Origin of the sequence: Brevundimonas sp. SGAir0440 (genome assembly GCF_005484585.1) — a bacterium.
Classification (GTDB): domain Bacteria; phylum Pseudomonadota; class Alphaproteobacteria; order Caulobacterales; family Caulobacteraceae; genus Brevundimonas.
In genome coordinates this window covers 2,645,319-2,665,462 of sequence record NZ_CP039435.1, presented here as the reverse complement: position 1 = coordinate 2,665,462, position 20,144 = coordinate 2,645,319, and the positions used below count along the sequence as shown (strand labels likewise).

Below are 20,144 nucleotides of genomic sequence, written 5' to 3'. Positions count from 1 at the left end.
ACGACTGGCCCCGGTTCGCAAGAACCGGGGCCTTTTTCATAGGCGCCTACTGGGCCGCCGATTGAGCGGTGACGGTGGCGCGCCAGGCGCTGTCGGACTTCAGATACTGGCGAGCCAGGGCCTGAAGGTCGGCGGCGGTGACGGCTTCCAGGGTGGCGATCTGGTTGCGGGTCTGGTCCAGCGTCGCCGGATCGCTCTGGGCCTGCGACAGTTGGGTCAGCCAATAGCCGTTGTCGGCCATGCTGCGACGGATGCGCTCGACCGCCGGGCGACGGGCGCGGTTCAGTTCGTCCTCGCTGATCGGGTTGTCACGCAGGTCGGCGGCGATGGCGTCCACCGTCTCGAACAGCTTGGGCAGGGCGGCTGGCGGGGTTTCCGCGGTCACCGAGATGAAGCCGTAGCCCGGATAGGTGTCCGAGGCGGTCGAGCCGGCGCTGGGCGAATAGGCCAGACCCTGCTTCTCACGGATTTCGTCGTTCAGGCGCAGCTGAAGAACGTCCGACAGGATCGAAAGCTGACGCGCGGTCTTGCGATCTTCGACCTGGTCGGTGGTCGGCCAGGCGACGAAGCCCAATGCCTGTTCGGCGGGTCCGGTGTGATAGAGCTGGACCGGCGTGGCGGTCGGGGCCGGGAACTTGCGCACCGTCGAGCCGGCGGGCGGCGTCGGCGCCGCACCGCGCGAGGGCAGGGCGCCGAACGTCGAGCCGACGGCGGCGATGACCGCGCCGACGTCGACGTCGCCGACGACGGTGATCTCGACCGGACCCTGCGCCAGGGCCGAGCGAACGCCCGAGCGGATGTCGTCGATCTGAATCGCAGCGATCTGTTCCGCGGTCGGGGTCGTCTCACGCGCGTCGCCGCTGGCCAGCAGGCCCGAGGCGTCGCGTTGGAAGACGCCGCGCGGCGTCGCGCCCAACTGAGCCAGGATCTGCGGGAACATGGCCTTGGTCTGCTCGAACGTGGCGCCGCGCAGGCCCGGATCGGTGAGATAGGCGGCCAGGACCTGCAGCTCCAGTTGGAGATCGGCGGGCTTGGTGGCGCCGGCGAAGATATAGGCGTCGCCGGCCTGATTGACGGCGGCGCTATAGGTGCGTCCGCTGAGCACGCGATTCATCTCGTCCAGGCTGAGCTTGCCCAGACCGCCGGGGGCCAGGACGGTGCTGGCCATTGACAGCGGCGACAGGGTGTCGGCAGGCAGGCCCAGTTCGCCAAGACCGGTGCGGGCGCTGACCAGAATCTGATCGGCGCGGAAGTCGGTCTTCTTGATGTTCAGCAAGGTGCCGTTCGGGAAGCGGACCAGGGTCGCGCCCAGATCTGCGACTTCGGAACGGGAGGCGGGGACCGCCGGGGCGCCGAAGTTGTCATAAGGCCATTTCAACTCGGCCTCGGCGGCGCGGGCCTGAACCGGCGTATTGCGCGAGGCCTCCAGCGCAGCGGTGACGGCGGCCTCGCCGCCCTCGACCGGGACAGGGGAGCTGAACAGCAGCAGCGGGCCCTGGCCCTCGAACACCGCCTTGGTCGCCTGATTGACCTGATCGACGGTCAGGCCTTCGACGGCCTTGTTGAACAGATCGAGGTTGGTCTGGGGCGAGCTGAAGACCTGGTCGTCATTGACGGCGCCCAGGAGACCGGTCGCCAGAGCCGGGGTCGAACGGGTCGCGGCCGAGGCGACGGCGTTCTGAAGCGCGGTGCGGGTGTTGACGATTTCGCGCTGAAGCTCGGCGTCGCTGACGCCGTATTCGGCCAGGCGACGGCTTTCCTGCTCGACGCTTTCCAGCGCGCGCTGCCAGCCGCCCGGATTGAAGGCGACCGACAGGGTGCCGGCGTCCAGGCTGTCGAACAGCGACTGATAACCGGCGCCGGCGCCGATGAAGGGCGGGTTGTCCGCGCGGGCGATCTCGCCCAGACGACGGTTCAGCACGGCCAGACCCAGGCCGCGACGGACGTCGGCGGCGCGTTCGGCGGCCGTGTCGGGGCTAAGGTCCGGGGCCTTGATCCAGTTGATCTGGATGGAGGACTGGATTCCCGGTTCGACCAGGATGCTGGTCTGCGGCTGACGCGGGGCGACGGTTCCCAGGTCGGGCTCCGGACCATCGGCGGCAGTCGGCTTCCAGTCGCCGAAGGCCGCGCGGACCTTGGCCTCCATCGCATCCACGTCGAAGTCGCCCACGGCGATGAAGGTGGCGCGCGAGGGGCGATAGTAGGCGTCGTAGAAGTCGACGAAGCGCTGGCGCGGTGCAGTGCGGATGATGTCGAGGTCGCCGATCGGAAGGCGTTCCGACAGACGCTGGCCGGGGGCCAGAAGGCCGAGCTGGGTCTTCAGCACGCGCAGTTGCGGCGTGTCGCGGGTGCGTTCCTCGCCGACGATGACGCCGCGCTCGGAATCGATGGCGTCCGGCGCCATCAGGGCCGCAGACATCATCTCGCGCAGGATGTGCAGGCTGGGATCGACCGTCTCGTCCTTGGTGTTGGGCAGCTCCAGCATATAGGCGGTCTGGTCGAAGCTTGTGAAGGCGTTGGTGTCGGCGCCGAAGGCCAGACCCAGGCGTTCGAGGATGCGCAGCATCTCGTTTTCCGGCACGTCCTTGGTGCCGTTGAAGGCCATGTGCTCCATGAAGTGTGCCAGACCCTTCTGGTCGTCGCGCTCCATCAGCGAGCCGGCGTCGATGCGCAGGCGGAATGAGGCCTGGCCCGGAGGCGTCGCATTGTGCAGCAGGGCGTAGCGCATGCCGTTGGGCAGCAGGCCGTAACGGACGGCCGGATCGGCGGGAATGTCGCTGGCGGCCTGGGCCCAGGGGGCTGACGGCGCGACCTGACTGGCGGCGGCCGCAGCGGGCGGCGCGGTCTGGGCGAGAGCAGGGGCGGCGAAAGCCCCGGTGGTCAGGGCCAGTCCCGAGACGGCGACAAGCAGCAGATGACGCGCAGAACGCATAATATCACTCCGAAACCGCAACCCCCGATGGCGCGATGCCGGATGTGTAAAGGGTGCTTGCCTTCGCCACAAGCGCGGCCGGCGAACCTTACCGACTTGTCATGTTCAGATCAGCCGCCGGGGCGGCTGATGTAAAAGCTGGCGCTGTTGCCGACGGCGTTGGCGCCGACCACGGCGGTGCGTCCGGACGAAACCGTGGCGTTGGTTGTCGCGGTGACATTGCCGCTGTTGGTCTGGGTGTTGTTGACGTTGACGTCGCCGCCGCACTGAGAACAGGCATAGCCCGTCACCGCATTGCCGACCGCGTCGGAGCCGACATAGGCGTCATAGCCGTTGACGCCGACATAGGTCGCGTTGGCCTCGACCCCGCCGGTGTTCAGCTGAGTGTTGTCCAGCTTCAGATAGATGTCGTTGTTGCCGGCGACCGTCTCGTTGGCGACGCTGCGGGCCGCCAGAACCGTCTGGCCCTGGAGATTGGTCTGGACGCGGGCGTCGGCGCGGACGCGGCCGGCGTTGGCCTGGTCCGTCTGGATCAGCATGGAGCCGCCGGCGTTGGCGGTGATCGCCTGGTTGGCCCCGGCGTTGGCGCCGACCGTCAGGTCCCAGCCGTTATCGACATAGACATCGGTGCGCGCCTCGGTCGTCGAGGCGGCGTTCGACTGGCGGATGGCCAGATCCTGGTGGGAGGCGCCCGTCGTATTGGTCTGGACCGCATTGGCGACGGCCTGGGACGAGAAGGTCGCGGGCGCCGGAATGTATTGAACGTCGGCGACGGTCTCGGCGAAGACGGTGGTCTGGGCCCGCTGGTCGATGACGCCGGTCAGGGACGACGAGGGGCCGCCCAGGGCGACGGTGTTGGCGACGGCGGTGCTGGTGGCGAAACCGCCTTGCAGCACGCGGCCGTCCGGCGCCTGGACATAGGTGCCCGCCTCGACCCGATCGCCGGTCACGGACTGGCTGGAGTCCACGGCGAAGGTCGCGCGATCGGTGGTGACGCCCAGGTAGTTGCCGCGCGCGGTCGTATCAACGCTGAGCTGGCCGTCGGCCTCGCCGCTCACGACCACATTGCTGCGGGCCACCGTGGCGCCCGTCATCGACTGGCGCGAGACCAAGCCGGCGGAGGCGGCCGTGACCCCGCCCGCGAGCGCATTGCCCTGGGCGCTGTTGCTGACGGTCACCTGATCGACGGACAGGTCGATGTTCACCAGGCCGGTGACGTCGCCGGTTTGGGTCTGGGTGCTGGAGCAGGTTTCGCCGGCTTGCGGATCGCAGGCCGGCGTCTGCTGGGCGCTCGCCTCAGTGGCGAGTGCGGCGAACGTCGCCGTCGCGGCCATCATGCCAACGAGACGGATCGGCGCGGGTCTGGCCATTGTTGGTGTCCTGAGTGGGATAGGCCGGATAATAGCCGCCGGTCGGGCCGACCGTGGAATCGCCGAGCGGGTCGTTGGCGGGGTTCAGGCAGATTTCGGGGCCAGGCGCGCCATAGAGGTTGGCCATGAACTCGACCGTGGCCCGTTCGACCAGGGCGCGGACGGCCAGCTGCGTCGGCTCCATCCCGCCCGTGCCGGCCGAGATGTCGAAGACGTTGCCGTTCAGGAAGTCGAACACGCCGGCCGAGATTTCGCGGCCGATGATCTGCTTCTGATAGGAGACGACATCGACGACCTCCAGCGTGGTCGTCTGGACTAGGCGCAGGTCCATGGCGATGTTCATCACATAGACGCGGTGATTGACGATGCCCGAGCCGGGGCGGTTGCTGTCGACCTCGCCGCCAGCGATATCGAAGCCGCCGGAGCGGATGTTGTAGTTCACCTCGGTGATGCCGCCGACGACATAGAAGTCGGAACCCGGCACCTGACCCGCCAGGATGCGGCGGTACTGGGTGTCCTCCGGCCCCTTGGCGTCGGGAGCCTGATCGCCGATCAGCTTGTTGTTGGCGTAGCGCAGCTCAAGCTCGGACACCGAGGTGTCGTAGCGTTCGACGATGCGGGCGCCGGCCTTGGCCAGCGCCGAGTTGGCCATCAGGGAGGCGCCGCCGGTGATCTGGCGGCCGCCGTCGGACGACACCGTGCCGGTGTAGTCGCTGATCCGGCCCACCGCCATGCGCGGCGAGGGCAGGTTGTAGCGACGGGCGTAGTCGGCCAGGCAATACAGCGCGGCGGAATAGGGCGTGGGGTTTGCGGTCACCGGCGCATTGCCGATCGGCGTCGCATATTGTCCCGACGGACCCGCGACCGGGCTGACGCAGCCGGCGAGCAGAAGGGCGACGGCCGAGACGGCGGCGGACCCCTTGATGAGATGACGGCGGCTCATGGCAGGTTGATGTTCCCGTTCAGGGCCGTACCGGCGTTGATGGCGCCGGTGTTGGTCTGGGTCGAGTTGACGATGACGGTGTTGCGGCTGCCCTGGACCACCACGTTCAGCTGATTGCCGATGGCGGTGGAGCCGCCGATGGTCGTGCCGCCGTTGCTGGACGCGCCTGCGCCGGCATAGGCCGAGGCCGCGCCGCCGGACTGGCTGGAATAAGATGAGGCGCCGGACTGGATGATGCCGTTGACGATCAGACGATTGCCGTTGGCGTCACGCGTATAGCCGGTCGCGGCCGTATTGGCGGCCGTTCGCGCGCCGCCATAGCCCTGCTGGAAGCGCGCAGCGCCGCCCGAACCCGTCGACTGCGCGATCGCCGGCACGCTCGCAGCGGCGGCGAAGGCCATGACGGCGGTGGATACAAACAGCCTCTTGGCGGGCATTCCGGGGTTCCTCGCGCACAAACGGACGCCGGACCACGAGCGTGATCCGCACCCCAACCTGCATTAAGGTTATTAAGAAGCGCTTGATGTGACGCAGGTCACTGAGCATTTGTGGCGTCATGTCAGACGCATCCGGTCGATTCGATCCGCCGAACAGCCGCCCGGCGCGAGAGCCGATGTTCAACGTGCCGCTGGTCGTGCTGCTGATCGCGGCGTCGATGCCGACGCTCTTTTTCTTCCAGCGCGACCTGCCCGACATGGGCATGAGCATGGCCTTCGCGCCCATTGATCTGGAGCAGGGGCGGTGGGGCGGGCTGCTGACGGCCATGCTGCTGCACGGCGGCTGGACCCACGCGATCATGAATGCGGTGGCGGCGCTGGCGTTCGGGACGCCGGTGGCGCGGCTGTTCGGGACCAGGATCGGTCCGACGGTCTTTCTGCTTTTCTATCTGGTCTGCGGCGTGTTGGCGTCGTTGGGCTATGGACTGATCCACTGGGGATCCAGCGAGCCGATGGTCGGCGCGTCCGGCGCCGTCTTCGGCCTGATCGGCGCCGCGACACGGCTGCTGGGCGGACAGGGCAGGGTGCTGCCGATCGGCGATCGCCGCGTGATCGGCGCAGCCATCACCTGGATGGCGGTCAACGCCGTGACCGGCTTGATCGGCGGACTACCCGGCGCCGAAGGGGCCAGGATCGCCTGGGAGGCTCACGCGGTCGGCTTCGTCGTCGGCTTTCTGGCCATCGGTCCCTTGGGGCGGATGTTCGGAAGCGGGGCCGCGCCTCATCGCTGAGGCGCGTTGATTCCGGACGGGGGCTGAGCGATCATCGCTCCCTGAGCGGCCCTGTCGCCATTCCGGCCCTGCGGTCGTCTCTTATAGAGAGAAGGGACCGCGATGTTCGTCGCCGAAATCCTCAAGACCAAGGGAAACGCCGTCTTCTCCATCGCGCCGGATCTGACGGTGACGCAGGCTTGCGAAGAACTGGAGCAGAAGCGGGTCGGGGCGCTGGTCGTCTGTGACGGCGACAAGGTGGTCGGGGTGTTTTCCGAACGCGATGTGGTGAAGGCGTTGGCGGCCGATGGCGCCGATGCGCTGGCTCGTCCGGCCGCCAACTATATGACGGCCAAGGTGATCTATGCCGAACCGGCCGAGGAGATGTCGGCCTTGATGACCCGCATGACCGATCGGCGCATCCGGCATCTGCCGGTGATGCAGGCGGATCGTCTGGTCGGCGTCATCTCCATTGGCGACGTGGTGAAGTGCCAGATCGCCGAACACGCTCATGAGGCCGAAAGCTTGCGAACCTATATTGCAGGCTGAGCGGGGCGCGCGCCGTTTGCCGATCCCGGTTTTGCGAGAAACTTCCCTTCTCCTGTCAGAATCCGCTTGCTGACAAATCCGCCTCTCCGTATAGAGCCGCCTCGCTCGGAAACGGGCTGGCCGGCGGGGCCGCGGGGGTGAAGATCTCCTAGGTCCCACGGAAGAAAGAAGCGAAAAACTTCTTGCTTTCATCGGTTGGTTTCACTAGGTTCCGCGCTCCAATCGAATCGCCGACGGGTTTTTAGAGGTAAGCCTCGCTTTCCTCCGGTGGTTTCTTGCGGTCTGAAGGGTTCGCTCTTCTCTCCGAAAGATCTCTGAAAAGAGCGGTTGACACGGGGTTTGCGGTTCTCTAAATCGCCGCCTCCGCCGACGACACGGCGTTAAACGGTCGGGCCTCTTCGGAGGTTCCAGGGTCTTTGACATTGTTGATTTGGAAAGAGAAACGCAGGCGGCGGTGTTCTTGCGATAGTCCTCAGAGACTATCATACGACACTGACTATCTGCGGTCTTTTTGAAAAGATACCATGCGTCGGTCTTCGGATCGATGACGTGGGAACTCGTCAATAAAATACGTAGAACTAATGCCAAGGACGACTTCGGTCGGTCCGATGCTTAGGTCAGAAGTCAACTCAACCTGAGAGTTTGATCCTGGCTCAGAGCGAACGCTGGCGGCAGGCCTAACACATGCAAGTCGAACGAACTCTTCGGAGTTAGTGGCGGACGGGTGAGTAACACGTGGGAACGTGCCTTTAGGTTCGGAATAACTCAGGGAAACTTGTGCTAATACCGAATGTGCCCTTCGGGGGAAAGATTTATCGCCTTTAGAGCGGCCCGCGTCTGATTAGCTAGTTGGTGAGGTAAAGGCTCACCAAGGCGACGATCAGTAGCTGGTCTGAGAGGATGATCAGCCACATTGGGACTGAGACACGGCCCAAACTCCTACGGGAGGCAGCAGTGGGGAATCTTGCGCAATGGGCGAAAGCCTGACGCAGCCATGCCGCGTGAATGATGAAGGTCTTAGGATTGTAAAATTCTTTCACCGGGGACGATAATGACGGTACCCGGAGAAGAAGCCCCGGCTAACTTCGTGCCAGCAGCCGCGGTAATACGAAGGGGGCTAGCGTTGCTCGGAATTACTGGGCGTAAAGGGAGCGTAGGCGGACATTTAAGTCAGGGGTGAAATCCCGGGGCTCAACCTCGGAATTGCCTTTGATACTGGGTGTCTTGAGTATGAGAGAGGTGTGTGGAACTCCGAGTGTAGAGGTGAAATTCGTAGATATTCGGAAGAACACCAGTGGCGAAGGCGACACACTGGCTCATTACTGACGCTGAGGCTCGAAAGCGTGGGGAGCAAACAGGATTAGATACCCTGGTAGTCCACGCCGTAAACGATGATTGCTAGTTGTCGGGATGCATGCATTTCGGTGACGCAGCTAACGCATTAAGCAATCCGCCTGGGGAGTACGGTCGCAAGATTAAAACTCAAAGGAATTGACGGGGGCCCGCACAAGCGGTGGAGCATGTGGTTTAATTCGAAGCAACGCGCAGAACCTTACCACCTTTTGACATGCCTGGACCGCCACGGAGACGTGGCTTTCCCTTCGGGGACTAGGACACAGGTGCTGCATGGCTGTCGTCAGCTCGTGTCGTGAGATGTTGGGTTAAGTCCCGCAACGAGCGCAACCCTCGCCATTAGTTGCCATCATTTAGTTGGGAACTCTAATGGGACTGCCGGTGCTAAGCCGGAGGAAGGTGGGGATGACGTCAAGTCCTCATGGCCCTTACAGGGTGGGCTACACACGTGCTACAATGGCGACTACAGAGGGTTAATCCTTAAAAGTCGTCTCAGTTCGGATTGTCCTCTGCAACTCGAGGGCATGAAGTTGGAATCGCTAGTAATCGCGGATCAGCATGCCGCGGTGAATACGTTCCCGGGCCTTGTACACACCGCCCGTCACACCATGGGAGTTGGTTCTACCCGAAGGCGCTGCGCTGACCGCAAGGAGGCAGGCGACCACGGTAGGGTCAGCGACTGGGGTGAAGTCGTAACAAGGTAGCCGTAGGGGAACCTGCGGCTGGATCACCTCCTTTCTAAGGATGCTTCTCCAGGCCGTCTCTCACGAGACTGTCTATTGAGGCTCCACTAAACGGCGGAACGCCGCCGTCTCCGTTTCTCTTTCCACTTTCGTCATCGACGCCTCGACCATACGGGTCGTTGAGTTGGTGACGCGATCGCGAGCCTGGGTGTTTATGACCCGGCTGTCGCTGCCATAGGCCCGTAGCTCAGGTGGTTAGAGCGTACGCCTGATAAGCGTAAGGTCGGCAGTTCGAGTCTGCCCGGGCCTACCAGCCCTGCTGGACTCCAGCTCATGGCAGTATCGTCGACAGCTCTCCTGGCTACACCCTGAGAAGGGGCCATAGCTCAGTTGGTAGAGCGCCTGCTTTGCAAGCAGGATGTCGTCGGTTCGACTCCGTCTGGCTCCACCAGGATCTTGTGATCGCATTCAAGTTTGCCGTCGGCCTTCGGGTTGGCGTGCATTGATATCGTAAAGGAAGAACGTGACCGGCTCCCCTGAGCTTTTAGGTCCTGTTCGAGAAGAAGACATTGTCTGACAAAAATCAGGCTTGGTCCCCCGGCATCTTTCCAGTCGGGCGGAATAAACCAAGCATGAGTTTTGCTGAGAAACGATCAAACGTTGAAGGGCTTCTGACGGATGCCTTGGCGTAGAGAGGCGATGAAGGACGTGGCAAGCTGCGATAAGAACCGGGGAGGCGCTAGCACCCTTTGATCCGGTTATTTCCGAATGGGGAAACCCACCTTTACAGTCTTCCAACTCTGCTCTTCGGGGCAGCGATTGGCGGATTGTTGAAAGGTATAATGAGCTGAATACATAGGCTTCATTAAGCGAACCCGGGGAACTGAAACATCTCAGTACCCGGAGGAAAGGACATCAACCGAGACTCCCGTAGTAGTGGCGAGCGAACCGGGACCAGGCCAGTGCTCTTGTGAAATAAAGACGAACGATCTGGAAAGGTCGGCCATAGTGGGTGAAAGCCCCGTAGTCATCAAACAGCAAGAGACTCGAGTAGGGCGGGACACGTGAAATCCTGTCTGAACATGGGGGGACCACCCTCCAAGCCTAAGTACTCCTCTACGACCGATAGTGAACAAGTACCGTGAGGGAAAGGTGAAAAGCACCCCGACAAGGGGAGTGAAACAGATCCTGAAATCGGAAGCCTACAAGCAGTCGGAGCCGCCAAGCGCGGTGACGGCGTACCTTTTGTATAATGGGTCAGCGACTTCATGTGTCGAGCAAGCTTAAGCCGTTAGGTGTAGGCGCAGCGAAAGCGAGTCTGAATAGGGCGCTAAGTTCGACGTATGACGACCCGAAACCAGGTGATCTATCCATGAGCAGGTTGAAGGTTGGGTAACACCAACTGGAGGACCGAACCCGTGAATGTTGAAAAATTCTGGGATGACTTGTGGATAGGGGTGAAAGGCCAATCAAACCTGGACATAGCTGGTTCTCCGCGAAATCTATTTAGGTAGAGCGTCCGACGAATTCCTTGGGGGGTAGAGCACTGGATGGTTGCGGGCTGCGCGAGCGGTACCAATACTAACCAAACTCCGAATACCCAAGAGAACTATCGGGCAGACACACGGCGGGTGCTAACGTCCGTCGTGAAAAGGGAAACAACCCTAACCATCATCTAAGGCCCCCAAGTCACGGCTAAGTGGGAAACGATGTGGGATTGCTTTGACAATCAGGAGGTTGGCTTAGAAGCAGCCATCCTTTAAAGAAAGCGTAACAGCTCACTGATCAAGCGATCCTGCGCGGAAAATGTAACGGGGCTCAAGCCGTGCGCCGAAGATATGGGTTTGCAGTTTACTGCAAGCGGTAGCGGAGCGTTCCGTAGGCCGGTGAAGGTCAGGCGTGAGCCTGGCTGGAGGTATCGGAAGTGAGAATGCTGACATGAGTAACGATAAGAGTGTGAGAGACACTCTCGCCGAAAGACCAAGGGTTCCTGCGTAAAGCTAATCTGCGCAGGGTTAGTCGGCCCCTAAGGCGAGGCTGAAAAGCGTAGTCGATGGGAAGCAGGTAAATATTCCTGCACCAGCTGGAAGTGACGGATGGCTTAACTCGTACCCACTTATTGGATTGTGTGTGCGGGGGCGTTGTCCCAGGAAATAACTCCAGCAGAGACCGTACCCGAAACCGACACAGGTGGTCAGGTAGAGCATACCAAGGCGTTTGAGAGAACTATGCTGAAGGAACTCGGCAAATTGCACGCGTAACTTCGGAATAAGCGTGACTCACCTTGCGCAAGCAGGACTGAGTGGCACAAGCCAGGGGGTAGCGACTGTTTAGCAAAAACACAGGGCTCTGCGAAGCAGCAATGCGACGTATAGGGTCTGACGCCTGCCCGGTGCCTGAAGGTTAAAGGGAGATGTGAAAGCGTCGAACTGAAGCCCAGGTAAACGGCGGCCGTAACTATAACGGTCCTAAGGTAGCGAAATTCCTTGTCGGGTAAGTTCCGACCTGCACGAATGGCGTAACGACTTCCCCACTGTCTCCAGCATAGGCTCAGTGAAATTGAATTCCCCGTGAAGATGCGGGGTTCCCGCGGTCAGACGGAAAGACCCTATGAACCTTTACTATAGCTTCGCCTTGGCGTTAGCGACCGTATGTGTAGGATAGGTGGGAGACTATGAAACCGGGGCGCCAGCTCTGGTGGAGTCGTCCTTGAAATACCACCCTTACTGTCGTTGACGTCTAACCGAGGGCCGTTATCCGGTCCCGGGACATGGCGTGGTGGGTAGTTTGACTGGGGCGGTCGCCTCCTAAAGTGTAACGGAGGCGCGCGATGGTGGGCTCAGACCGGTCGGAAATCGGTCGTCGAGTGCAATGGCATAAGCCCGCCTGACTGCGAGACTGACAAGTCGAGCAGAGACGAAAGTCGGCCATAGTGATCCGGTGGTCCCGAGTGGAAGGGCCATCGCTCAACGGATAAAAGGTACTCTAGGGATAACAGGCTGATTTTGCCCAAGAGTCCATATCGACGGCAAAGTTTGGCACCTCGATGTCGGCTCATCACATCCTGGGGCTGGAGCAGGTCCCAAGGGTATGGCTGTTCGCCATTTAAAGTGGTACGTGAGCTGGGTTCAGAACGTCGTGAGACAGTTTGGTCCCTATCTGCCGTGGGTGTTCGAAGCTTGAGAGGATCTGTCCCTAGTACGAGAGGACCGGGATGGACATACCTCTGGTGTACCTGTCATGGCGCCAGCTGTGCAGCAGGGTAGCTAAGTATGGAATAGATAACCGCTGAAAGCATCTAAGCGGGAAACTAACCTCAAAACAAGGCTTCGCTGAGGATCGTGGAAGACTACCACGTTGATAGGCCAGGTGTGGAAGTGGGGCGACCCATGAAGCTTACTGGTACTAATAATCCGATCGGTTTGATCGTTTCTCAGCAAAACTCATTCGATGATCGTTCAGACCAGAACGATCGCAGACAATGTCTTCTCATCATCCGCTGTCCCCCTGGTTGACCTGGTGGCTATGTCGGAGGTTCCCCACCCGATCCCATTCCGAACTCGGTCGTTAAGCCCTCCAGAGCCAATGGTACTTCGTCTCAAGGCGCGGGAGAGTAGGTCGCCGCCGGGTCTACCAGGCGGACAGCCGATGATGAACAAAAACCGCAGTCGCGGTCCTTCTCGAACCGCTCTTCCTTCACGATACACTACCGTTTGCCGCGGGATGGAGCAGCCCGGTAGCTCGTCAGGCTCATAACCTGAAGGTCGTAGGTTCAAATCCTACTCCCGCACCCAGATCAACCTCACACCCTGTGGGGATCCCAGAAGCCCCGCCCAAACCGGCGGGGCTTTTTGCTGTCCGGGCTTCATTCAGAACCAGCAACACGCCAAGCTTCCATGCATCTGCAGGTCGAGCTTGTCTAGACCTTCCAACAGATAGAAATCCATGCGGTCGATGGGCCCTCGTGGATGGTCCACTCACTGCCAGCATAGATCTCAACGGCAAGGCGTGGCCATGACCAGAGTGAGATAGGCGTCTCTACCGAACGTCCGGGCAGTAGCTCGACGCCCGCTTGCAGATCGATGAGGCCGGTGGGCATCTCGTGATTTTCAGGCCCGAGAAAAACGTGGTGTGGTCTGCAAAACTTATCCGAAGCGAAGCGGTTCGCCCTTCATCGCCGGTCGCCAACAACCGCATATAGGCTAGAAAATTGACGACCACTTTTGGCGCCAAAGCCTGTGACCGAAATCGACCCGTTGCGGACATTGGCCGCAGCCGCAGCCCACTTAGATACGCGCCTATCGGCGGCGAAGGGTTGGACCGAAATCGGTTTCTAGTCGAGGGCTGAATGCTCGACATTCGCAACCTCGCGTGATCATCTAGGTGACCAAAGGAGAATTGTCTTGTTTTTCGCCGCCATGTTCGCAGCCGCCCAAGTTGCGTCACAAGCTCCCGCTTTGGCCGAGGAAGGCGTTTGGCTGGGTCGGCTCTCAACCGCCGTCGCGATCTGCCGTGACTACGGCTATGGGGTGAACCAGACAGCCGCCCGCGGCATCGTCGATGGCTTCGAAGCGAGAGCCTTAACAGAAGGATGGACGTCCGAAAATCTCCAAGCCGCTTACAATCAAGGGAGAGAGTTAGAGCGCGCAGACTTCAAACTTCTCTTTGACCTCGACGGACTAACGCGCTCTGAGGTTCGACGCGCGTACAGGGATCACCTCAATCGGACGAAGGTCCGATGCAGGGTGCACTCCGAACGCTTTCCCACCGTCAGTTCGGATGTGCGTAATGGCGAACGCTCAATCGACGCTAGCCTTTCGGCTGGTCGCTGAACATGCCGATCCGTCGGCGGTTGCGCAAAGGCGACGGCCTATTTCTGCTAGCTGCGAGGGCGCGCGCGCCTGTTGAAAGTCAACACTCGTCAAGATTAAAGTTTTGAAATGTCGCTGATCGCGATCGCTGTGATGGGCCAGTATCTCGGCCATGTCTACGTCCCCCCACATCCGCCCGAGACTGTCCCTTGCCCGCTGGCTGCGGTGCAGCAGGAACTTGTGCATGGCCGCCACTTCAATCGGATTAGCGTGGGCGATGTCTTCATCGAAACGGACCAGGGGTCCGTGAACTGCAGCCAGCAATACGTTGGAAGCATGTACTGCACCTTCCCGCGGGCGCGTGTACTCACAGTGCAGCAGGGCGAACATCCCGTGGTCCGATACGAAATCCCGCGCGGTGCAAGGGTTACATTTGAGTCTCGTGACGGGAGGCATGCTTGCCGATTGGGCCGCTGGATCAGAACGCACGGCGACACGATTGTGCCAGACATGCCAACTCCTGACTAAAGGTCTCAACCTGCTTGGCCTTCGACGTCTGAGCTGAGCCGCAAGCGTCGCGGCTCGTACCCGAGCTGCAACGTCTGGCTCGGCCGGGCGCGGAGATCATCGGACGGGTCGCCATCGCTGTCAGAACGGCCGTCATCCAACGGTGTTCGTCCTTGTACAGGTTGCCGGAATGTCTGGCGCTTTTTGATTACAAGCCCTGCCCGATGGCTCGCTACGGCGTCGAACTCGAAATGGGGAATGTCATGAATAAGAAGTTTCTGGCCTCTGCCATGGCCCTTGTCGTTGGCGCGCCCGCTGCTGCCGCGCCGGCAGCAATCCTGACGATGAGCGAGTGGGCTATGATACTGTCCGGCAGTTTCTTGGCCGGCGGTGCCGCACTCTACTTTCAACGTCGTAGAATGATTTGGTGCCTAAACAACGCTTTGCGACGCTTCGAAGCCCGGCCGCGCAGTTCCTTGGACTGTCCGGCCTGATCGCCCTGGCCATCTTCTATGTGCTGGTGACACCTTGGGCGGCGGCTGGCTTTGTCCAGCCGTTCACCCGAGTGCTTGGCGACATCTCAGCTCATTTGATCGCGCCGTTGGACAGCCGCGTCACCGTCGATGGCGACGGCCTGCGGTCTTCAGATGGCCGCAGCGTCGTTTAGGTCTTGTGAGGCTGCAAGGCCGTCGATGTTTGCGCCTTGCTGGCGGCTGCAATGTTGGCCTAATCGACGACGTTCTTGCGCTCGCTCACCGGCGCTGTGCTCCTGTCTGCTACTCACTCATTGCCGAAATTGCTGAGTGATGACGGGTACGTCGTTACGCTTGGCGACATTCTAGAAATGGCCGACCACATAGATCCAACAAGTGTGATGGTCGATTTCGCGCCACTTCGATCAAGGAACAAGCTAGTGCCATCGGTGAATCCGCGATCGAGCCCAACAATCATGACCGAGGTGCAACTTGGCTGACCCATCCATGATCATAGATCGCATCGTCATCGTCGGCGGCGGGACGGCGGGGTGGATGGCGGCGGCGGCGCTGGCGCATTCGTTCGAGGGCGCGGGCAAGACCGTGATCCTGGTCGAATCTGAGGCCATCGGCATTATCGGCGTGGGCGAGGCGACGATCCCGGAAATCCTGAAGTTCAACGCGCGCCTGGGGATCGACGAGGCGGACTTCCTGCGGGAGACCAAGGCGACGTTCAAGCTGGGGATCGAGTTCGACGGCTGGCGACGCGAGGGCGAGCGCTATTTCCATCCGTTCGGCGCCTTCGGGCTGGATATGGAAGGCATCGCCTTTCATCATTTCTGGTTGAAAGCCTGCGCCGAAGGCAGGTCGGAGCCGCTGGAAACCTATTCCATGGCCTGGCAGGCCGCGCGCCGTGGCCGTTTCGTTCATCCGCAGGGCGGGCCGCAGTCGCCGTTGTCCAGCCTGGGCTACGCCTATCATTTCGATGCGGCGCTCTATGCGGGCTTCCTGCGCCGCTTTGCGGAGGGTCTGGGCGTCGTCCGCCACGAGGGGCGGGTGGTCGAGGTCCAGCAGGCGGCGGATGGAGATATCGCCGGCGTCAAGCTGGACGACGGCCGCATCGTCGAAGGCGACTTCTTCATCGATTGCACCGGTTTCGTCGGCCTTCTGATCGAGCAGGCGTTGAAGTCCGGCTATGAGGACTGGAGTTCTTGGCTCCCGTGTGACAGCGCTGTCGCCGTGCCGTGCGAGCGCGAGGAGCCCTTATCGCCCTACACGCGGTCGACGGCGCGCGAGGCAGGATGGCAATGGCGCATCCCGCTGCAACACCGTGTGGGCAACGGCTACGTCTATTCCTCGGCGCATCTCTCGCATCAGGCCGCCGAGGACGCGCTGATGTCGCGGCTGGAGGGCAAGGCTCTGGCCGAGCCGCGTCGCCTGCGGTTCACCACGGGCAGGCGCAAGGACTGCTGGAAGCGCAACTGCGTGGCGGTTGGATTGTCGAGCGGATTCCTCGAGCCGCTAGAATCGACCAGCATTCACCTGATCCAGAGCGCCATCACCAAGCTGATCACCCTGTTTCCGTCGCGCAAAGACAGCGAGGGCCTTCGCCGCGAGTTCAACGCGCTGATGGAGGAGGAATTCGTCACTGTCCGCGACTTCTTGATCCTGCACTACAAGATTACGCAGCGGGAAGGGGCTTTCTGGCAGCAGGTGCGCGACATGCCGATCCCGGACCGGCTGGTGGCCAAGATCGCCCTGTTCGAGGAGACGGGTCGGATCGTCAGGCGCGACCATGACATCTTTTCCGAATCGAGCTGGCTGGCGGTCGCAGTGGGGCAGGGGCTGACGCCGCACGGGCGTCACCCGATTTCCGACGTGATCAGTCGCGACGCCAATCTAAGCCGACTGGCGGCGATCCGAGACAGCATCTGGCGCACGGCCGACGCTTTGCCGACGCACGAAGATGTTCTGGCGACGACGATGAATCGCAAGGCGTTTTGAGGCCGCGGCTGGCGCCTTAAGGCCGTGTCAGCAGACTGTTGTCCGTTGCATAGGTGCGGGGCACCGCTTTTGAAGTCGCCGACAGAAACGCGCCTAGTTTGTCGCGAGCCGTTGACATCGCTGTCAATCGGTAGTCCAACACGCTCGCGGACGGCCGATAAAGGCTGTCGAAACGATTGCGACGGGCTGAACCGTCCTCGGGGGGATCAGAAGTGAAGTCAGAAATGTTCCAAGCCGGCTATGCGCCCGCCGCGCGCGGGCTGCGCCGTTCCGTGTCCGCCCTGGCGTTGACCGTCGCCGTGGTCGGCGCCACCGCCGCCCACGCGCAATCGACGCCGGCGCCGCAGACGACGGCCCCGGCCACGGACGATGCGGCGCAGGTCGACGACGTGGTCGTCACCGGCATCCGCGCGCGGATCGCCTCATCGCAGGCGATCAAGCGCGACTCCGACACCTTCGTCGATGCCGTGACCGCCGACGACATCGGCGCCCTGCCGGACAAGTCGGTCAACGAGGTGCTGCAGCGCATCCCCGGCGTGAATATCAACCGCTTCCAGGGCCCGACCGACCCCGACCACTTCTCGGTCGAAGGCTCCAACGTCATCATTCGCGGCCTTTCTTACGTCCGCTCGGAGTTCAACGGCCGCGACGCCTTCAGCGTGAACACGGGTCGCGCCCTGGGCTTCAACGACGTGTCGCCGGAACTGCTGTCCAGTGTTCAGGTGTTCAAGAACGCCACGGCCGACCGGATCGAAGGCGGCATTGCCGGCGTGGTGGATCTGCGCACCCGCAAGCCGTTCGACAGCCGCAAGTTCGTCTTCGGCGCGACGGCGGAAGGCTCTTATGGCGATTTGCGTGAAAAGCCGGGCCTGGGCTTCTCGTCCCTGATCAGCAACGTCTGGGACACCCAGTACGGCTCGTTCGGCGCCCTGCTGAGCTATGGCGAATCCGACCTGTATTCCGAAGCTTACGGCAGCCACCTGACAGATTTCACCTATCGGTCCGATCTGTCGAACGGCGAGGATCGCCGATACGTCCCGCGCGGCGGCGCGGTGCGGACCCAGCAGTTCGACCGTTCGCGTTCGACCTTGGATGGCTCGCTGCAATGGGAATCGACCGACGGCCGCGCCAAGCTGACCGGCGAATACATTCGCGCCGACTCGACCTCGGCCTGGGGCGAGCGCGTGGTCGAAGTGGATCTGGGCAGCGGCGGCAACCCGACCCCCTTGCCGGGCCAGTCGTTCACCTATGATTCCAACGGCGTCTTCACGAGCGGTCTGCTGGTCAGCAATGCGCCGAACCTACAGGTTCTGCCCAAGCGCCAGCGCGATCTGCAAACCCTGACCGAAGACTTCTCTCTGGCCGCCGAATTCCATCCGACGGATCGTCTGTCGATCTGGCTGGATGCGCAGTACAGCAAGGCCAGCGCCGACGATCTGGACATGAGCGTCTATGGCGCCATCACGCCGCTCTACACCCTGATCGGCGAGGGGCGTCACGGCGTGCCGGACATCCAGTTCGTTGACGCCTCGGGCCAGCCGTCGGCCAGCACAAACAGCCCGTCGAACTTCTATTATCGTTCGGCCATGGATCACATCGAGCAGTCGGACGGCGATCAGACCGCGTTTAAGGCCGACGTCAAATACGACTTCGACAACTCGCCGCTGCGCGCCATTCGCATGGGTGCGCGCTATTCGGACCGCGAGCAGACCCGCCGCTACACCGCCTATAACTGGGGTGCGATTTCTGAAAGCTGGGCTGGCGGTGTCACGCCGTTCCAGACCACAGGTCCGTTGGCCGTCGAAGCCTATGACTTCCCCAACTTCCAGCGCGGTCACAATCCGACGCCGATGAACGGCTTCTATCCGACAGCCGATCTGATTGCGGCCTATCGGGACGGCACGCTGCAGGCGGCCCTGGCTGCAGCCAGCAGCTCGGGCTCGACTTGGCGTGCGCTGGATCAGCGTCCGGGCGCCATCGCCGGCACGCCCTTCCTGCCAGGGGATATCAACAACTCGGCCGAACAGACCACATCGGCCTATGTCCGGTTCGACTTCGGTTGGGATGACATCTTCGGCGCGGACACCGCCATCACCGGCAACCTGGGTGTTCGCTACGCCAAGACGGACTTCCAGACGCGCGGCTTCATCTCGAGCCCCAACATCGCGCAGAACTTCGGTGATGCGAACGGCAACGATCCGCGCTTCCCGGGTCAGAACATTCCGGTGACACAGGCCAATGCGGCGGCCATCGCCCGTTTCCGGTGCTCGACCGTCCAGCCGGGGCAGTCGGCGCCGGGCTACTGTTTGCTGTCGAACGACCGTCTGAATCAGCTGGTTGCGTTCAGCGACGGCAGCTTCCAAGAGATCGAGCGCGGCAACAGCTATGACGACTGGCTGCCCAGCCTGAACGTCAACCTGAAGTACAAGGAGTGGGTGTTCCGCGGCGCGGTGTCGCGCGCCATGACGCGCCCGGACTTCGGCGTGACGGCCTTCGCCGCCACCCTGTTCTACACCGACATGAATCAGGTTCGGGACAACGGCGGCGACGTCAACACCGCCCCGTTGCTGACGACCTTCACTGGCGGATCGCAGCTGACGGGCGTGCGCTCGTGGAACTACGACCTTGGCGTGGAATGGTATTTCAAGCCGGGCAGCTCGCTGACCTTCAACGCCTTCTACAAGGACCTGTCGGACATTCTGGCCAGCGGCTCGACCGTCCAGCAGTTCAGCAACGCGCAGGGCGTCTCCACCGACGTCCAGGTCAACCAGCAGGTCAATATCGGCTCAGGCTGGATCAAGGGCTTCGAAGTCGGTTATCAGCAGACATACAGCTTCCTGCCAGGTCTGTGGAGCGGGCTGGGGATCGAGGCGAACTACACCTACGTCGAGCCTTCGACCTTCCCCAATGCCGTGACCGAGCCGCGCTATGTGGGTCTGGAACTGCCGCTGCAGCAACTGTCGAAACACACCTACAACTTCTCGGTCTTCTACGAGAAGGATCGTCTGTCGGCGCGCCTGGCCTACAACTGGCGCAATGGCTTCCTGCTGACGCCGCGCGACGATGTGAACCCGTTCTCGCCGATCTTTAACGACTCGACGGGGCAGCTTGACGGTTCGATCTTCTACACGCTGAACGACAACTGGAAGATCGGCCTGTATGGCGCGAACCTGCTGGACGAGGTCACCGTCACGCAGCAGCAGACGTCCTACAACCTGAACGGCGCAAACCAGGCCGGTCCGCTGGCGCCGCGATCCTACTTCCGCAGCGACCGCCGCGTGACGTTCAGCCTGCGCTACACCTTCTAAGACT

Annotated in this window: 10 protein-coding genes, 3 tRNA genes and 3 rRNA genes; 11 read left to right on the top strand and 5 right to left on the bottom strand. The window is 61.9% G+C overall.

Going from position 1 to position 20,144, the window contains the following annotated elements; all coding sequences use genetic code 11:
* Positions 1-46: 46 nt before the first annotated feature.
* The 4 genes from E7T10_RS13115 to hfaA all read right to left on the bottom strand — a co-directional run bounded on the left by E7T10_RS13115 (position 47) and on the right by hfaA (position 5,682).
* Positions 47-2,932 (bottom strand): pitrilysin family protein, encoded by a 2,886-nt coding sequence (locus E7T10_RS13115; RefSeq protein WP_137722147.1) that lies wholly within the window; start codon positions 2,930-2,932, stop codon positions 47-49.
* A 110-nt stretch (positions 2,933-3,042) separates the two neighbouring features.
* Positions 3,043-4,302, bottom strand: a complete 1,260-nt coding sequence (hfaD, locus tag E7T10_RS13110; protein WP_246846029.1) for a holdfast anchor protein HfaD — start codon at positions 4,300-4,302, stop codon at positions 3,043-3,045.
* Complete coding sequence (gene hfaB / locus E7T10_RS13105) at positions 4,229-5,245, bottom strand: holdfast anchoring protein HfaB (protein ID WP_039247049.1); 1,017 nt, start codon at positions 5,243-5,245, stop codon at positions 4,229-4,231. Before hfaB ends, hfaD begins: the two co-directional genes overlap by 74 nt.
* Complete coding sequence (gene hfaA / locus E7T10_RS13100; protein ID WP_039247052.1) at positions 5,242-5,682, bottom strand: holdfast anchoring protein HfaA; 441 nt, start codon at positions 5,680-5,682, stop codon at positions 5,242-5,244. The genes hfaB and hfaA overlap by 4 nt, the downstream gene beginning before the upstream one ends.
* 119 nt (positions 5,683-5,801) lie before the next feature.
* Between hfaA and E7T10_RS13095 the strand changes: the two genes are divergently transcribed.
* The 8 genes from E7T10_RS13095 (at position 5,802) to E7T10_RS13060 (ending at position 12,831) form a co-directional block, all read left to right on the top strand.
* Positions 5,802-6,473, top strand: coding sequence for a rhomboid family intramembrane serine protease (locus tag E7T10_RS13095; protein WP_210416107.1), 672 nt, complete (start codon positions 5,802-5,804; stop codon positions 6,471-6,473).
* Positions 6,474-6,575: 102 nt separating this feature from the next.
* Positions 6,576-7,001, top strand: a complete 426-nt coding sequence (locus E7T10_RS13090; protein ID WP_137722146.1) for a CBS domain-containing protein — start codon at positions 6,576-6,578, stop codon at positions 6,999-7,001.
* A gap of 630 nt (positions 7,002-7,631) precedes the next feature.
* A 16S ribosomal RNA gene (locus tag E7T10_RS13085) occupies positions 7,632-9,092 on the top strand.
* A gap of 181 nt (positions 9,093-9,273) precedes the next feature.
* Positions 9,274-9,350, top strand: a tRNA-Ile gene (locus E7T10_RS13080).
* Between the two features lie 62 nt (positions 9,351-9,412).
* Positions 9,413-9,488, top strand: a tRNA-Ala gene (locus E7T10_RS13075).
* Between the two features lie 200 nt (positions 9,489-9,688).
* Positions 9,689-12,467: ribosomal RNA gene (locus E7T10_RS13070) — 23S ribosomal RNA — on the top strand.
* Between the two features lie 85 nt (positions 12,468-12,552).
* Positions 12,553-12,667, top strand: a 5S ribosomal RNA gene (gene rrf, locus E7T10_RS13065).
* The 16S, 23S and 5S rRNA genes sit together here with 3 tRNA genes alongside, the layout of an rRNA operon.
* 87 nt (positions 12,668-12,754) lie before the next feature.
* A tRNA-Met gene (locus tag E7T10_RS13060) sits at positions 12,755-12,831 on the top strand.
* Positions 12,832-13,836: 1,005 nt separating this feature from the next.
* Here the strand turns inward: E7T10_RS13060 and E7T10_RS13055 are convergent.
* Positions 13,837-14,238 (bottom strand): hypothetical protein, encoded by a 402-nt coding sequence (locus E7T10_RS13055; RefSeq protein WP_137722145.1) that lies wholly within the window; start codon positions 14,236-14,238, stop codon positions 13,837-13,839.
* A 544-nt stretch (positions 14,239-14,782) separates the two neighbouring features.
* Here E7T10_RS13055 and E7T10_RS13050 point away from each other — a divergent pair.
* The 3 genes from E7T10_RS13050 (at position 14,783) to E7T10_RS13040 (ending at position 20,140) form a co-directional block, all read left to right on the top strand.
* Positions 14,783-15,022: a hypothetical protein gene (locus E7T10_RS13050; RefSeq protein WP_137722144.1), complete on the top strand. Its 240-nt coding sequence runs from the start codon at positions 14,783-14,785 to the stop codon at positions 15,020-15,022.
* Between the two features lie 313 nt (positions 15,023-15,335).
* Positions 15,336-16,832, top strand: a complete 1,497-nt coding sequence (locus E7T10_RS13045) for a tryptophan halogenase family protein (protein ID WP_137722143.1) — start codon at positions 15,336-15,338, stop codon at positions 16,830-16,832.
* A gap of 224 nt (positions 16,833-17,056) precedes the next feature.
* Positions 17,057-20,140: a TonB-dependent receptor gene (locus tag E7T10_RS13040; RefSeq protein WP_137722142.1), complete on the top strand. Its 3,084-nt coding sequence runs from the start codon at positions 17,057-17,059 to the stop codon at positions 20,138-20,140.
* Positions 20,141-20,144: the final 4 nt, after the last annotated feature.

Excerpts from the sequence above, each read along its gene's own strand:
- E7T10_RS13095 (WP_210416107.1), top strand. The coding sequence starts at position 5,802 with ATGTCAGACGCATCCGGTCGATTCGATCCGCCGAACAGCCGCCCGGCG.
- hfaD (WP_246846029.1), bottom strand. The coding sequence starts at position 4,302 with ATGGCCAGACCCGCGCCGATCCGTCTCGTTGGCATGATGGCCGCGACG.
- hfaB (WP_039247049.1), bottom strand. The coding sequence starts at position 5,245 with ATGAGCCGCCGTCATCTCATCAAGGGGTCCGCCGCCGTCTCGGCCGTC.
- E7T10_RS13115 (WP_137722147.1), bottom strand. The coding sequence starts at position 2,932 with ATGCGTTCTGCGCGTCATCTGCTGCTTGTCGCCGTCTCGGGACTGGCC.
- E7T10_RS13090 (WP_137722146.1), top strand. The coding sequence starts at position 6,576 with ATGTTCGTCGCCGAAATCCTCAAGACCAAGGGAAACGCCGTCTTCTCC.
- E7T10_RS13045 (WP_137722143.1), top strand. The coding sequence starts at position 15,336 with ATGATCATAGATCGCATCGTCATCGTCGGCGGCGGGACGGCGGGGTGG.
- hfaA (WP_039247052.1), bottom strand. The coding sequence starts at position 5,682 with ATGCCCGCCAAGAGGCTGTTTGTATCCACCGCCGTCATGGCCTTCGCC.
- E7T10_RS13040 (WP_137722142.1), top strand. The coding sequence starts at position 17,057 with ATGTTCCAAGCCGGCTATGCGCCCGCCGCGCGCGGGCTGCGCCGTTCC.
- E7T10_RS13055 (WP_137722145.1), bottom strand. The coding sequence starts at position 14,238 with ATGTTCGCCCTGCTGCACTGTGAGTACACGCGCCCGCGGGAAGGTGCA.